Source organism: Micromonospora zingiberis (genome assembly GCF_004331455.1).
GTDB classification, from domain to species: Bacteria; Actinomycetota; Actinomycetes; order Mycobacteriales; family Micromonosporaceae; genus Micromonospora; species Micromonospora zingiberis.
In genome coordinates, this window is record NZ_SJJR01000002.1 from 148146 (window position 1) to 161548 (window position 13403).

Genomic DNA, 13403 nt, shown 5'->3' on the forward strand with positions numbered 1-13403 from the left:
TGGACGGTACGAAGGGCCGCTCCGGTGCGGAGCGGCCCTTCGTGATGTCCGGTTCAGCCGACGATGGTCCAGGTGTCGCCGCTGCCCAGCAGGCCGGCGAGCTGCTGCTCGGGGGTCTCGGTGGCCTTCGCCTTGGCCTCGGCCACCTGACTCTGCACCACGCTGTCGTAGGACGGCCGGGCCACCGAGCGGAACACCCCGATCGGGGTGTTGCGCAGGTCGAAACCGGGCAGCCGGGACAGCGCGAACGCGTACGCCGGGTCGGCGACGCCCGCGTCGTGCACGACGATCTCCTCGGCGGCGGTGCTGGCGGTCTCGCGTACCTCCAGGCCGAAACCACCCGGCGGGTGTACGACGCAGAACTGCCCGTCCTTGCCGAAGGTGATCGGCTGGCCGTGCTCCAGGCGGATCAGGTGGTCGTCCCGAATGCCCGGGTCCTTGAGCTGGTCGAAGGCCCCGTCGTTGAAGATGTTGCAGTTCTGGTAGATCTCCACGAACGCCGAGCCTTCGTGCTCGGCGGCGGCGCGCAGCACCGACTGGAGGTGCTTGCGGTCGGAGTCGATGGTCCGGCCGACGAAGGTGGCTTCCGCGCCCAGCGCCAGCGAGATCGGGTTGAACGGCGCGTCCGCCGAGCCGACCGGGGTCGACTTGGTGATCTTGCCGACCTCGGAGGTGGGGCTGTACTGCCCCTTGGTCAGGCCGTAGATCCGGTTGTTGAACAGCAGGATCTTGAGGTTGACGTTGCGGCGCAGCGCGTGGATCAGGTGGTTGCCACCGATGGAGAGCGCGTCGCCGTCACCGGTGACCACCCAGACCGACAGGTCCGGACGGGAGACCGACAGGCCGGTGGCGATCGCCGGAGCCCGCCCGTGGATCGAGTGCATCCCGTACGTGTTCATGTAGTACGGGAAACGCGACGAGCAGCCGATGCCCGAGACGAAGACGATGTTCTCCCGGGGGATGTTCAGCTCCGGCATGAACTGCTGGACGGCGGCGAGGATCGCGTAGTCACCGCAGCCGGGGCACCAGCGCACCTCCTGGTCGGACTTGAAGTCCTTGGCGGTGAGCTTGAGGGCGATGGGCTCAGACATTCTTCAGGACCTCTTCCAGCATCGTCTCCAGCTCGGCGGCGGTGAACGGCAGGCCGCGGACCTGGTTGTAGCCGATCGCGTCGACCAGGTAGCGGGCCCGGATCACCTGGGCGAGCTGGCCGAGGTTCATCTCGGGAATGACCACCCGGTCGTACGAGGCCAGCACCGTGCCCAGGTTCGCCGGCATCGGCGCGAGGTGCCGCAGGTGCGCCTGCGCGACCGGCAGCCCCCGCTGGCGCAGGGCACGACAGGCGGCGCCGATCGGGCCGTACGTCGAACCCCAGCCGAGCACCAGCACCCGGGCGTCGCCGTCCGGGTCCTCGACCTCGATGTCCGGAACCGGGATGGTCTCGATCCGGGCGGCCCGGGTACGCACCATGAAGTCGTGGTTCGTCGGGTCGTACGAGATGTCGCCGGTCTTGTCGGCCTTCTCCAGCCCGCCGATGCGGTGCTCCAGACCGGGCGTGCCCGGAATGGCCCACGGCCGGGCCAGGGTCTGCGGATCGCGCAGGTACGGCAGGAAGGTGGTGCCGTCCTCGCCGTTGGGCGCGGTCGCGAACTCGACCCGCAGGTCCGGTAGCGACTCCACGTCCGGCAGCAGCCACGGCTCGGAGCCGTTGGCGACGTAGTTGTCCGACAGCAGGATCACCGGGGTGCGGTAGGTCAACGCGATCCGGGCCGCCTCCAGGGCGGCGTAGAAGCAGTCGGACGGCGACTTGGGCGCGATCACCGCCACCGGGGCCTCACCGTGCCGGCCGAACAGCGCCATGTTCAGGTCGGCCTGCTCGGTCTTGGTCGGCATGCCGGTGGACGGGCCGGCCCGCTGCACGTCGACGATGACCAGCGGCAGTTCCAGCGCCACGGCCAGCGAGATGGTCTCGCTCTTGAGCGCCACCCCGGGCCCACTGGTCGTGGTCACGCCGAGTGCGCCACCGTACGAGGCGCCCAGCGCGGCGCCGATCGCGGCGATCTCGTCCTCGGCCTGCATGGTGGTCACGCCGAACCGCTTGTGCTTGCTCAGCTCGTGCAGGATGTCCGAGGCCGGGGTGATCGGGTACGCGCCGAGGAAGACCGGCAGGCCGGAGCGGACCCCGGAGGCGACGAGGCCCAGCGACAGCGCCGCGTTGCCGGTGATGTTGCGGTAGGTGCCGGGCGGCATCTTCGCGGGCTTGACCTCGTACCGGACGGCGAAGTCCTCGGTGGTCTCGCCGAAGTTCCAGCCGGCCTTGAAGGCGGCCACGTTCGCCGCGACCAGCTCGGGCCGCTTGGCGAACTTGCGCTCCAGGAACCGCAGCGTGGAGGTGTACGGCCGGGAGTACATCCAGCTCAGCAGGCCCAGGGCGAACATGTTCTTGGCCCGTTCGGCGTCCTTCTTGGACACGTCGAGCTCGGCCAGCGCGCCGATGGTCATCGAGGTCAGCGCCACCGGGTGCACCGCGTACCCGTCGAGGGTGTCGTCGTCGAGCGGGCTGCTCGCGTACCCGACCTTGGCCAGGTTGCGCTTGGTGAACTCGTCGGTGTTGACGATGATGTCGGCACCGCGCGGCAGGTCGGCCAGGTTCGCCTTGAGTGCCGCCGGGTTCATCGCCACCAGCACGTTCGGTGCGTCACCCGGCGTCAGGATGTCGTAGTCGGCGAAGTGCACCTGGAAGCTCGACACGCCCGGCAGGGTGCCGGCGGGTGCCCGGATCTCGGCCGGGAAGTTGGGCAGCGTGGAGATGTCGTTGCCCAGTTGCGCAGTCTCCGAGGTGAACCGGTCGCCGGTGAGCTGCATGCCGTCACCGGAGTCGCCGGCGAATCGGATGACCACCCGGTCCAGTTGGCGGATCTGCTTGGTCACGCCCGCACCTCGCTTCGCTGCGCGCCGCGGTGCGGCGCGTCGTCCTCACCGAGAGCCTACGTCGAATCGGCTTCGCACCTTCCCCGGAGGTCCGCCGACTGGGAACAGATTGTGGGGTTTTATGCGGCCTATTGCGTTGTTTCGCACCGCCCGGGTAATCCAGATCACCGCCGCCCGACCGGTCGTACCCCGGGGCCACCGGCCGGTAGGCTGACCTGCCGTGACCGGCTATCTGGGCTCGTACGCGACGCTCGGGCTGCTGCTGCTCGTCAGCGTCCTCTTCTTCGTCGTTGCGTTCTCCGCGAATCGGGTGCTCAGGCCCGCTCGTCCGGCCGATCCGCCCGGCAAACGCGCCAGCTACGAGTGCGGTGTCGACCCGGTCGGCGGTGACTGGGCGCAGATGCAGATCCGCTACTACGTCTACGCCTACCTGTACGTGCTGTTCGCCGTCGAGGCGGTCTTCCTCTTCCCCTGGGCGTTGATCTTCGACCGGCCCGGCTTCGGGTTGGTCACCGTCGTCGAGATGGCGATCTTCGTGGCCGTGCTCGCCGTCGGTCTGCTCTACGCGTGGCGGCGCCGGATCCTCGACTGGACCTGATCCGCCCGTTCAGGCGAGCCCGCGGCGACTCAGCACCGGTGGGCGGGTGCCCTGGATGCTGGCGACCATGTCCAGCACGCGGCGGGTCTGACGCACCTGGTGGGCGCGGAAGACCCGGGCACCCAGCCAGGCGGAGACGGCGGTGGCGGCCAGCGTGCCCTCCAGCCGTTCGGCGACCGGCAGATCCAGCGTCTCGCCGATGAAGTCCTTGTTCGACAGGGCCACCAGCAGCGGCCAACCGGTGGCGGCCAGTTCGCCGAGCCGCCGGGTGATCTCCAACGAGTGCCGGGTGTTCTTGCCGAAGTCGTGCGCCGGGTCGATGAGGATCCCGTCGGGGCGTACGCCCAGCGACACCGCACGCTCGGCGAGGCCCGTCACCGTCGTCACCACGTCGGTCACCACGTCGGCGAAGGCGGCCCGGTGCGGGCGGGTACGCGGGCTGAGCCCGCCCGCGTGCGAGCAGACCAGGCCGGCGCCGGTCCGGCCGGCGACCCGGGCCAGCGCCGGGTCCGCCCCCGACCAGGTGTCGTTGAGCAGGTCCGCCCCGGCCGCCACCGCCTCCACCGCGACCTCGGCCCGCCAGGTGTCGATCGAGATCACCACCTCGGGGAAGGCGGCCCGGACGGCGGCGATCGTGTCGACGGTCCGGCGGATCTCCTCGGCGACGTCGACCTCGTCACCGGGGCCGGCCTTCACCCCGCCGATGTCGACGATCTCCGCGCCCTCGTCCACGGCCCGTTCCACGGCCCGCAGGGCGCTGTCCGCGGCGAACGTCGCACCCCGGTCGAAGAACGAGTCCGGGGTGCGGTTGACGATCGCCATCACCACCAGCTCGTCGGGGCCGAACGTGCGTCCACCGAGCCGCAGCACTCCGGACACGCCGCCTCCTTCATGCCGTACGCCGCCGGCGACCCGCTGCCGGACACCGTGACGCTATCCGGTCGCAGGTCGCAAGCCTCGTCCGGTACGCCGCGCCGGGTGGGGGTCGCCCCGTGCCGTCCGGCGTGCCACGATCAGTGGCATGGGTCAGCTTCTGCTCCTGCTGGTCGTGGCGGTCACCGTAGCGGCGGTGGTGTTCGGCGTTACGGTGTTGGCCACCGGCCGGGATCCCGGTCTGGTGCCCACCGAGGCGGACGGGCGGGCGGTGCCGTTGCCCGGCGACCGGCCACTGCGCGAGTCGGACGTGGGTGAGGTGCGCTTCGACACCGCGCTGCGTGGGTACCGGATGGCCCAGGTCGACCAGGCGCTGCGCCGGGCGGCTTACGACATCGGGTACAAGACCGAGCTGATCGGCGTACTGGAGGCAGAGGTGACCGCGCTGCGGGAGGGACGGACGGCCGAGGCCGACGCCCTGCGCAGTGCCCGTGAGCAGTCCGCCAGCCTGGCCCGGGGCCCGGCCGCCGACGCCGACGCGGCGAACAACGGCGCGGTGACCATCGACCTCGACGAGGTCGACACCGAGTCGGACGGCACGGCGGCGAAGCCGCAGGACGTGCCGGCAGCGCCGGAGGGCCCGGCGGCAGCACCCGACGGCGTGGCGGCGAAGCCGGAAGACGGGGCGGCCGAACCGGAGCGCGTCGCGGCGGAGGAACGGCCGGCGTCGGCGGTCCGCGCGGAGTCGCCGTGACCGACCCGGGCGCGTCGGACGACCTTCGCGAGGCGGCCCAGCGGGGCGCCGGTGAGGTCACCGCCACGGTGATCGTCGACGCCCCGGCGGAGAAGGTCTTCGCGGCGCTGCTCGCCTGGGAACGGCAGTCCGCCTGGATCCCGTTCACCACGGTGCGCGTGGTCGAGGGCGACGGCGGCGAGGGCAGCCTGGTCGAGGCGGTCACCTCGGTCGGCCCGGCCGTGCTGCGGGACAGGATGCGGGTGGTCCGGGTGGACCCGCCGTACGAGATCGGTGTGGTGCACTGCGGCACGCTGCTGCGGGGCCCCGGCGTGCTGCGCTGCACCCCGCTGGCGAGCGGGCGCAGCCAGGTGGTCTGGCACGAGTGGTTCCACCTGCCGGGCGGCCCCGCCGGCCGGGTGGCCTGGCCGGTGCTCTGGCCCGGCTCGAAGTTCGGCCTGACCCAGGCGCTACGACGCTTCGCCCGCCAGGTCGAGCAGGGCCGCCTGCCCTGAGGCCGTCCTGCACCGCCAAGGCGGGCGCGGGTCGGCCCTGCATCGACGGGCCGGTTCTGCACCGACACGGCGGGCGCTGACGGCGGCGGTGGGCATGTCGGTGGGCGGGCCTAGCCTGGACGACGTGACTGAGCTGGTGATCGGGGCCGACGGGCTACCCCGCTGCGGCTGGGGTGCGGGCACTGCTGACTACGCGGTCTACCACGACGAGGAGTGGGGCCGCGTGGTGCGGGGTGACGACGCCCTGTACGAACGGATGACGCTGGAGGCGTTCCAGTCCGGGCTGTCCTGGCTGACCATCCTGCGCAAGCGACCGGCGTTCCGGCGGGCCTTCGACGACTTCCGGATCAGCGTGGTGGCCGGCTACGGCGAGACCGAGGTGGATCGGCTGCTCGGCGACGCCGGCATCGTCCGTAACCGCGCCAAGATCGAAGCAGCCATCGCGAACGCGCGAGCCGCCCTGGAGTTGCCCGAGGGCCTGTCCGAGCTGCTCTGGTCCTTCGCGCCGCCGAGCCGCCCCCGGCCAACCAGCTACGCCGAGGTGCCGGCGTTGACCGACGCCTCCACGGCACTGGCCAAGGCGCTCAAGCGGCGCGGCTTCCGGTTCGTCGGCCCGACCACGGCGTACGCGCTGATGCAGGCCACCGGGATGGTCGACGACCACCTCGCGGGCTGTCACGTCGTAGCGCCGGGCGAGGCGTGATGGGATAGCGGCATGACGACCGACACCGCACCCCGGGTGGGCGGGGCGAGCCAGATCGACGGTACGGGCACCTGGGCGGTGCTCCTGCCCGCCGGCCGGTTCGACGCCGAACGACTCGTGCACCACGACACGCTGGAGCTGACCGGGCTGGCCGACGTCACCGCCCTGCCTCGCCCCGGTGACCAGGTCGCGGTGCTGGCCGACGAACCGCCCCGGCTGGTGGCCGTGGGCCGGGTGACCGCGCCGACGGCCCGGCGTCCCGAGGATCCGGACGACCCGCAGTCCGACCGGGGGCCCGAGGCGCTGGTGGTGGCGTACACCCGGCGGGCCTTCGACGAGCCGGTGCCGGCCGACGCGCTCGCCCTCGGCGGCCCGGTGACCGCGCTCGACGCGGGGACCTTCCGGGCGTTGGTCGACCGGCTCGGCCCGCCCCCGCAGCGAAGCAACTGGCTGGTCAGCCTGGATCTGCCGATCGAGGCCGACTCACCGGCCGAGGCGGTCCGCCTGTTCTGGGCGTACGTGCAGGAGCTGGGCCCCCGGGAGCTGCCCGCGTTCGTCTCGCCCTCCGGTGACGAGCTGGCCATGCAGGCGTTCGTGCTCGGCGCCGAGGCGAACCAGGATCCCGAAGAGGACGACTGATCCCCCGCCGGCCGGCGGCACTCTCAGCTAGCGGGGCAGCGCGGCTCAGCGGCCCTCGAAGACCGGCCGCTGCTTGTTGACGAAGGCCATGGTGGCGGCGCGGTGGTCGGTGGTGCCGCCGCAGATCGCCTGCGCCTGCGCCTCGGCGGCCAGCGCGTCGGCCAGGGTGCCGGCGTCGGCGACGGAGAGCTGACGCTTGATCGCGCCGTACGCCACGGTCGGGCCGGCGGCGAGCCGGGCGGCGAGTTCCTGGGCGGCCGGCAGCACGCCCTCGTCGTCGTCCACCATCCGGTTGAGCAGCCCCAGCCGGCACGCCTCGTCGGCGCGGACCGGCTCGGCCAGCATCAGCAACTCGACGGCCTTGGCGTGGCCGACCAGCCGGGGCAGCGTCCAGGACGCGCCGGTGTCGGCGGCGAGCCCGACCTTGGCGAACGCCATCAGGAAGCTGGTCGACGGCCCACCGATGCGGAAGTCGGCCAGGAACGCCAGCGAGGCGCCGGCCCCGGCGGCCATGCCACGGACCGCGGCCACCACCGGCTTGGGCAGGTTGGCCAGCCGGGCGGCGATCGGGTTGTAGTGCGCCTGCACGGTGTCCAGCGGGTTGCCGGCGCCCGATTCGAGGGTGGCCACGTGCTCGCGCAGATCCTGTCCCGCGCAGAACGATCCGCCGGCGCCGGCCAGGACGACCGCCCGGCAGCTCCGGTCGGTCTCCAACTCGGCGAGAGTGTCCCGAAGCGCCTCCTTGAGCGCCACGTCGAGCGAGTTCATCGCCGATGGGCGGTTCAGGGTCAGGGTCGCGACAGCGTCGGTGCGGTCGACGAGCAGTGGCTCGGTCACGTCTGGCGTTCCTTCGGTCGGATCATCCGGTTACCACCGTCGAGGCACTGCTCGACGTACCGGTCCGCGGCCGGCCGGAGTCGGGCCGCGTGCCGGTCGAAGAAGCTGGCCGCGGCGGTGCCGGGCCAGCGTTCGGGCAGCAGCGCCGGGGGCAGCTGCGGGTCCCGGAAGAGGAAGGTACGCCATGCGTGCACCAGCCGGAACCGGGCCGCGTACGCGTCCTCGTCGCAGCTACGGGCGGTGATCCCGGTCAGCAGGGCGCGCTGTTCGGCGACGAACTGCTCGTACGCCCGGCCGATCTCGGCCAGGTCCCAGGCCCGACGGACCAGGCCCATGGCGCCGGGGGTGCCGGCGGCGTGCGCGGCGCTGAACCGCTCGAAGCGTACGCCCGCCTCGTCCAGCAGCAGGTCGACGTCCTCGCCGGGGCGGGTGGCCACCCAGGTCTGCTCGTCCAACGTGCCGTAGCCGAGGTAGCGGAGGTTCGCGGAGAGGCGCTGCCGGTCCCGCCGCGCGGACGGCGCGTCGAGCACCAGCAGATCGAATCGCCCGTCCCAGGCGACCCGACCGGTGCGGTAGATCCGGGAGGCCGCCTCGTCGAGTCGGCGGGCCGCCTTCGGCGTGATCGAATAGCCCGGTCCGGACATCAGTTTGACCGGTTCGAGCCAGCCCTGTCGCACCATGCGGGACACCGCCGTGCGAACGGCCGGTGGGGCAATCCCGAGCGGCGCGAGGAGCTTGACCAGGGCAGCAACCGGTGCCCGGCCACCCCGGGGCCGGAGGTGGTCGCCGTACAGGTCGAATAGTGCCGACCGTGCCTGCATGACCGCACATTGTGACAGGCCATCTCGGGATAAGCTAGATGCTGTTACATCAATGCTGCTTCGGTTTGGGTCCGGCGGTGTTCATCAGGGAAAATCGTTGGTCGACACCCCCGTGCAAGTTGCGGGTGGTCATGGCGAAGTGGCTGTGGGGCAACCCACCGACCCTGGTGTAGGTCTGAGGGGAGACAACATGGCGGCGATGAAGCCGCGGACGGGCGACGGTCCGCTGGAAGTCACCAAGGAGGGCCGGGGCATCGTCATGCGGGTCCCGCTGGAGGGCGGTGGCCGGCTCGTCGTCGAGATGACTCCCGACGAGGCGACGGCGCTCGGTGACGCGCTGAAGGCGGCAGCTGGCTGAACAAGGCCGGTTGCGTTGGCGACGCTCGCCGCCGCGGACGGTTCGTTTGGGGCGTGTCTCCTGGAGCCGCGCCCATGCCCTGAGCCACCGGTCCAGCCGGTGGCTCAGGGCCTTCACACCATCTCGCGGGCGATTCGATCCGCGATCTTCTTCTGGAGGTACGGCTCCGCGTGCTCGCCATCCGTCTGACCGCCGAGCCGGACCGGCTCGGCGCCGTGGCCCTGCCCCTGCGACCGGGTGCCGGCGACGGCGCCGCGGCCGAACCGGTCCCGACCGACGTGGCGTTGCCCGTCGGGGTCGTCGACGAGGCCACCGCGCTGGCCCCGATGGCCGGGCTGACCGGTCGGGCCGGTGAGGTGCACCGGCAGCTGCGACCGGGCGCCGCCCCGGGCCGGCTACTGCTGGTCGGGGTCGGTGACGGCGACGAGTCGGCGTGGCGGGCGGCCGGAGCGGCGCTGGCTCGGGCGGCCAAGGATGAGACCCATCTCACAGTGGCGCTGCCGGTCGGCGGGTCACCGGAGGCGGTCCGTGGGCTGGTCGAAGGGCTGCTGCTGGGCTCGTACCGGTACCGGTTGGCGGCCGACGCCGAGGCTCCCGCACTGACCGGCGTGGACCTGGCGGTGGCCGAGCCCGACGCCGGGCAGCAGGCGGTGGAGCAGGCCCGCACGACCGCCCGGATGACCCGGCTGGCCCGCGACCTCACCAACACCCCCTCGTCGGTGAAGAACCCCCAGTGGTTCGCCAGCCAGGTCGCCGAGGCCGCCGCTGACCTGCCCGGCCTGCGGCTGCGGGTGCGTGAGCCCGAGGAGTTGGCCGCCGAGGGCTTCGGCGGGATCCTCGCCGTCGGCGGCGGCTCGGCCAGCGGCCCCCGCCTGGTCGAGCTGGACTGGCAGCCGGCCGGGGCCAGTACCCACGTGGTGCTGGTCGGCAAGGGCATCACCTTCGACACCGGCGGCATCTCGATCAAGCCGGTGCCGGCCATGAAGCTGATGCGCAAGGACATGGCCGGTGCGGCGGCCGTCGTGGCGGCGACCCTCGGTGCGGCGGCGCTGCGGCTGCCCGTACGGATCACCACGCTCGCCCCGCTGGCCGAGAACATGGTCAGCGGTGGCGCGTTCCGGCCCGGCGACATCGTCCGGCACTACGGCGGGCTGACCAGCGAGACGACGAACTCCGACGCCGAGGGGCGGCTGGTGCTCGCCGACGCGATGGCGTACGCGGTCCAGGAACTCAAGCCCGACCTGCTGATCGACCTGGCCACCCTGACCGGCGCGAACGCCGTCGCGCTCGGCACCCGTACCGGTGCCCTGTACAGCGACAACGACCAACTGGCCAGCGACGTGCTGGCCGCCATCGACGCGGCCGGCGAGGCCGCCTGGCGGATGCCGCTGCCGGCCGACTACGTCGAGCACCTCGGCAGCGACCTGGCCGACCTGCACAGCGCACCGACCCAGGGCGCCGGTTCCGTGCTGGCCGCGCTCTACCTGCGCGAGTTCACCGGCGCACTGCGCGAGCACTGGCTGCACATCGACATGTCGGCGCCCTCCTGGTGCGAGCGCGACGACGCCGAGTTGACCCGTGGGGCGACCGGTTGGGGCGTACGCGGCCTGCTGCGTTGGCTGGCCACGCTCTCCTGACCGGGGCTCAGCACCGGACCGCGGCCAGCAGGCCGTGGCCGACCGGCAGCACCGCCGGGATCCAGTGCTCCGACTCCCGAATGGCCTTGACCGTCTCGCGCACCGTCACCGTCTCCGCGTCGCGGGCCGCCGGGTCGCCGATCCGGCCGCCGGCCAGCGCGCCGTTGAGCACCAGCACACCCCCGGGCCGCAGCAGCCGCAGCGCGGCGTCCACGCAGGCGGTGAAGCCGGTCGCCTCGGCGTCGACGAAGACCAGGTCGTACGCGCCGTCCGCGAGCCGGGGGAGGACGTCCAGCGCCCGACCGGTGATGATCCGCGTCCGGCCGGCGACGAAGCCGGCCTCGGTGAAGATGCGTCGGGCGATGCGCTGGTGCTCCACCTCGACGTCGATGGTGGTGAGCACACCGTCGGCACGCATGCCGCGCAACAGCCAGACGCCGCTGACTCCGGTGCCGGTGCCGATCTCGACCACCGCGCGGGCGTTGCCGGCGGCGGCGAGCAGGCGCAACGTGGCACCCGCGCCCGGGGTGACCGCCTCAAGACCGACCTCGTTGGCCAGGCTGCGCGCGGTCCGCAGGACGAGGTCCTCCGTGACGTACGACTCGGCGAAGTGCAACGCCGGGTTCGCCGAACTGCCGGAACCAGCGACCGTGGCGATGGGACACCTCCGGGCAGCAAGCGTGAAGCGCGGGGCGGGTGGGCACTGTGACTCTAGAGGCGGCCCGCCACGGGCGCAGCCGGGCACCCACCCGCAGTGACAACCGCTGACCCCGCACGGCACATCCGTGCAATCCTGGAAGCGGTATCCCGTCGACCGCACGTCCGGCGGCATCCATCGCGGATCGTGGATACCGGGGACGGACTGGGAGGCACCGAGTGACCGACGGCTGGGACTGGCGCCAGCCCGGCGCGAGCGGCGTACCGGCGGGGCAGCCGGGGCCCGGACACCCGCCGGGAGGATCACCGACGACATCGCCGTACGGCGGCCAGCCGGCGGCCTCGCCGTGGTGGTCGGACGCGCTCGCCGACCCGTGGCGGGATCCGAACGCCCCGACGGCGGTGGTGATTCCGGCCGCGCCGGTACCAGGAACCGAGCCGGAACCGGTCACCGACCCGGATGCGCCCGGGCGCCCCAAACTGCACCAGATGCTGCTCATCCCCCTGATCACCGCCCTGCTCGCCGGCACTCTCGGCGGTGCGCTCGGCTATGCCTTCGCGGTGCGGGGCGGCGCCGCCGGCACGGTGCTCGGTGCCGCGCCGGGGCCGGTGCCGACGCTCGCCCAACGTGCCCCGGAATCGTTGGCCGGGGTTGCCGAGCGGGTCCTGCCCAGCGTGGTCACCGTCCGGGTGGCGGGGGTGGGTGGCACCAGCGAGGGCTCCGGATTCATCGCCAGCGCCGACGGACACGTGATCACCAACGATCACGTGGTGGCCGGTGGCACCGGCAAGGCGTCGGTGGTCTTCAACGACGGCAGTACCGCGTCGGCAACCGTGGTGGGGCAGGACGAGGAGTCCGACATCGCAGTGATCAAGGTCACCCGCAGCGGGCTGCGTCCGGTCGAGTTCGGTGACTCCGACGCGCTCGCGGTGGGCGACCCGGTGTTGGCCATCGGTTCGCCGCTGTCGCTGGCCAACACGGTCACCGCCGGCATCGTCAGCGCGCTGGACCGGACGATGCAGGCCGGCGAGCCGGGCGGCCCGACGCGCTACTACGCGGCCATCCAGACCGACGCCGCGGTCAACCACGGCAACTCGGGCGGGCCGCTGGTCGACGCGGCCGGGCGGGTGATCGGCGTCAACTCCACGATCAAGTCGCTGGTGGCCGAGGGACAGGAGGCCGGCAACATCGGGCTCGCCTTCGCCATCCCGATCAACCAGGCCAAGCGGATCACCCAGGAGATCATCGGCACCGGCAAGGCCCGGCGTACGGTGATCGGCGCCCAGGTCGGTGGACCTGGTTCCAACACCAACGGCTCCGGCGTACGCCTGGCGGCCGTCGAGCCGTCCGGTCCGGCCGACGGCGCGGGCCTACGGGCCGGTGACGTGATCCTGCGACTCAACGGCCGGCCGATGACCGAGCCGACCGACCTGATCGCCCTGGTCCGCAAGTACGCCCCCGGCTCGGTGGTGACGGTCGAGTACCGCCGGGGTTCCAGCCGGCAGAACACCTCGGTGACCCTCGCGGCGGACGCGAAGTGACCTCGCGCCCTCTTCTGGCGCGCCGGTGACGTGCGTACTCTTGCTGCGTAGCCCGGTGAGGAGGCCCCAGGGTGTTCGAGAACCTGAACGTGTGGGAGGTCGGCGCGCTGCTGCTGCTGGCGCTGCTGATCTTCGGTGACCGGCTGCCGGCGGTGATCGCCGACGGGCTGCGGATGGTGCGCAACCTGCGCACCATGGCCCGCAATGCCACCACCGACCTGAGCAAGGAACTCGGCACCGACATCCAGCTGGAGGACCTGCACCCGAAGGCGTTCATCCGCAAGCACCTGATCAGCGAGGAGGACGAGCAGGCGATCCGCAAGCCGCTGCAGGGCATGTACGACGACCTCCGGGCGGACGTCAGCAGCGTGCAGAAGGACATCAAGGACGTGGCCGCCACGGCGGATCCGCGTACCGGCCGCTCCTCCTCGACCGGCTCGTCGCCGGCCGCCGCCGCTCCGGCGCCGCGTGCCACCGGATACGACGAGGTCACCTGACCGCGCGGACGGCGACCAGCCAGGTCACGCCGGAGCCGAGGAACGCCAAATCGCCGCCCACC

General features: G+C 72.3%; 15 protein-coding genes. 9 read left to right on the forward strand and 6 right to left on the reverse strand.

The window, feature by feature from the left end; translation table 11 throughout:
* Positions 1-53: 53 nt before the first annotated feature.
* Positions 54-1091 carry a 2-oxoacid:ferredoxin oxidoreductase subunit beta gene (locus E0H26_RS03675; protein ID WP_131300806.1) on the reverse strand — a complete coding sequence of 346 codons (1038 nt, stop codon included), beginning with the start codon at positions 1089-1091 and terminating at the stop codon, positions 54-56.
* Positions 1084-2931, reverse strand: coding sequence for a 2-oxoacid:acceptor oxidoreductase subunit alpha (locus E0H26_RS03680; protein WP_131300809.1), 1848 nt, complete (start codon positions 2929-2931; stop codon positions 1084-1086). Before E0H26_RS03680 ends, E0H26_RS03675 begins: the two co-directional genes overlap by 8 nt.
* A 220-nt stretch (positions 2932-3151) precedes the next feature.
* On the opposite strand from E0H26_RS03680, the gene ndhC reads away from it, so the two are divergent.
* On the forward strand, positions 3152-3529 hold the full coding sequence (ndhC, locus tag E0H26_RS03685; protein WP_131300811.1) for an NADH-quinone oxidoreductase subunit A: 378 nt from the start codon (positions 3152-3154) through the stop codon (positions 3527-3529).
* 9 nt (positions 3530-3538) lie between these two features.
* On the opposite strand, the gene folP is transcribed toward ndhC, so the two are convergent.
* Entirely contained in the window at positions 3539-4408 is an 870-nt protein-coding gene (gene folP, locus E0H26_RS03690; protein WP_131300813.1) for a dihydropteroate synthase, read from the reverse strand.
* A gap of 142 nt (positions 4409-4550) precedes the next feature.
* Here folP and E0H26_RS03695 point away from each other — a divergent pair, with 142 nt between their 5' ends.
* From E0H26_RS03695 to E0H26_RS03710, 4 genes are all read left to right on the forward strand, one after another.
* Positions 4551-5156, forward strand: coding sequence for a DivIVA domain-containing protein (locus E0H26_RS03695; RefSeq protein ID WP_131300815.1), 606 nt, complete (start codon positions 4551-4553; stop codon positions 5154-5156).
* Positions 5153-5650 (forward strand): SRPBCC family protein, encoded by a 498-nt coding sequence (locus E0H26_RS03700; protein ID WP_131300817.1) that lies wholly within the window; start codon positions 5153-5155, stop codon positions 5648-5650. Before E0H26_RS03695 ends, E0H26_RS03700 begins: the two co-directional genes overlap by 4 nt.
* 124 nt (positions 5651-5774) lie before the next feature.
* Positions 5775-6353: a DNA-3-methyladenine glycosylase I gene (locus E0H26_RS03705; protein ID WP_131300819.1), complete on the forward strand. Its 579-nt coding sequence runs from the start codon at positions 5775-5777 to the stop codon at positions 6351-6353.
* A gap of 12 nt (positions 6354-6365) precedes the next feature.
* Positions 6366-6992, forward strand: a complete 627-nt coding sequence (locus tag E0H26_RS03710) for a hypothetical protein (protein ID WP_131300821.1) — start codon at positions 6366-6368, stop codon at positions 6990-6992.
* A gap of 45 nt (positions 6993-7037) precedes the next feature.
* Here the strand turns inward: E0H26_RS03710 and E0H26_RS03715 are convergent, their stop codons facing one another.
* Together E0H26_RS03715 and E0H26_RS03720 are read right to left on the reverse strand one after the other, a co-directional pair.
* Positions 7038-7829 carry an enoyl-CoA hydratase-related protein gene (locus E0H26_RS03715; protein ID WP_131300822.1) on the reverse strand — a complete coding sequence of 264 codons (792 nt, stop codon included), beginning with the start codon at positions 7827-7829 and terminating at the stop codon, positions 7038-7040.
* Positions 7826-8650 carry a PaaX family transcriptional regulator gene (locus E0H26_RS03720; RefSeq protein WP_131300823.1) on the reverse strand — a complete coding sequence of 275 codons (825 nt, stop codon included), beginning with the start codon at positions 8648-8650 and terminating at the stop codon, positions 7826-7828. Before E0H26_RS03720 ends, E0H26_RS03715 begins: the two co-directional genes overlap by 4 nt.
* 190 nt (positions 8651-8840) lie before the next feature.
* Between E0H26_RS03720 and E0H26_RS03725 the strand changes: the two genes are divergently transcribed.
* Positions 8841-9008, forward strand: a complete 168-nt coding sequence (locus tag E0H26_RS03725) for a DUF3117 domain-containing protein (RefSeq protein ID WP_013283866.1) — start codon at positions 8841-8843, stop codon at positions 9006-9008.
* Between the two features lie 170 nt (positions 9009-9178).
* Positions 9179-10645, forward strand: coding sequence for a leucyl aminopeptidase family protein (locus E0H26_RS03730; RefSeq protein ID WP_131300824.1), 1467 nt, complete (start codon positions 9179-9181; stop codon positions 10643-10645).
* A 7-nt stretch (positions 10646-10652) separates the two neighbouring features.
* Here E0H26_RS03730 and E0H26_RS03735 read toward each other — a convergent pair whose 3' ends face one another.
* Positions 10653-11261 (reverse strand): O-methyltransferase, encoded by a 609-nt coding sequence (locus E0H26_RS03735; RefSeq protein WP_131300825.1) that lies wholly within the window; start codon positions 11259-11261, stop codon positions 10653-10655.
* A gap of 260 nt (positions 11262-11521) precedes the next feature.
* On the opposite strand from E0H26_RS03735, the gene E0H26_RS03740 reads away from it, so the two are divergent.
* Entirely contained in the window at positions 11522-12844 is a 1323-nt protein-coding gene (locus tag E0H26_RS03740; protein ID WP_131300827.1) for a S1C family serine protease, read from the forward strand.
* A gap of 71 nt (positions 12845-12915) precedes the next feature.
* Positions 12916-13341 (forward strand): twin-arginine translocase TatA/TatE family subunit, encoded by a 426-nt coding sequence (locus tag E0H26_RS03745; protein ID WP_131300829.1) that lies wholly within the window; start codon positions 12916-12918, stop codon positions 13339-13341.
* Positions 13342-13403 lie beyond the last annotated feature (62 nt).

What these genes read in the sequence shown, in the direction of transcription:
- E0H26_RS03675 (WP_131300806.1), bottom strand. Translation starts at nt 1,091, where the DNA reads ATGTCTGAGCCCATCGCCCTCAAGCTCACCGCCAAGGACTTCAAGTCC.
- E0H26_RS03695 (WP_131300815.1), top strand. Translation starts at nt 4,551, where the DNA reads ATGGGTCAGCTTCTGCTCCTGCTGGTCGTGGCGGTCACCGTAGCGGCG.
- E0H26_RS03710 (WP_131300821.1), top strand. Translation starts at nt 6,366, where the DNA reads ATGACGACCGACACCGCACCCCGGGTGGGCGGGGCGAGCCAGATCGAC.
- E0H26_RS03720 (WP_131300823.1), bottom strand. Translation starts at nt 8,650, where the DNA reads ATGCAGGCACGGTCGGCACTATTCGACCTGTACGGCGACCACCTCCGG.
- E0H26_RS03725 (WP_013283866.1), top strand. Translation starts at nt 8,841, where the DNA reads ATGGCGGCGATGAAGCCGCGGACGGGCGACGGTCCGCTGGAAGTCACC.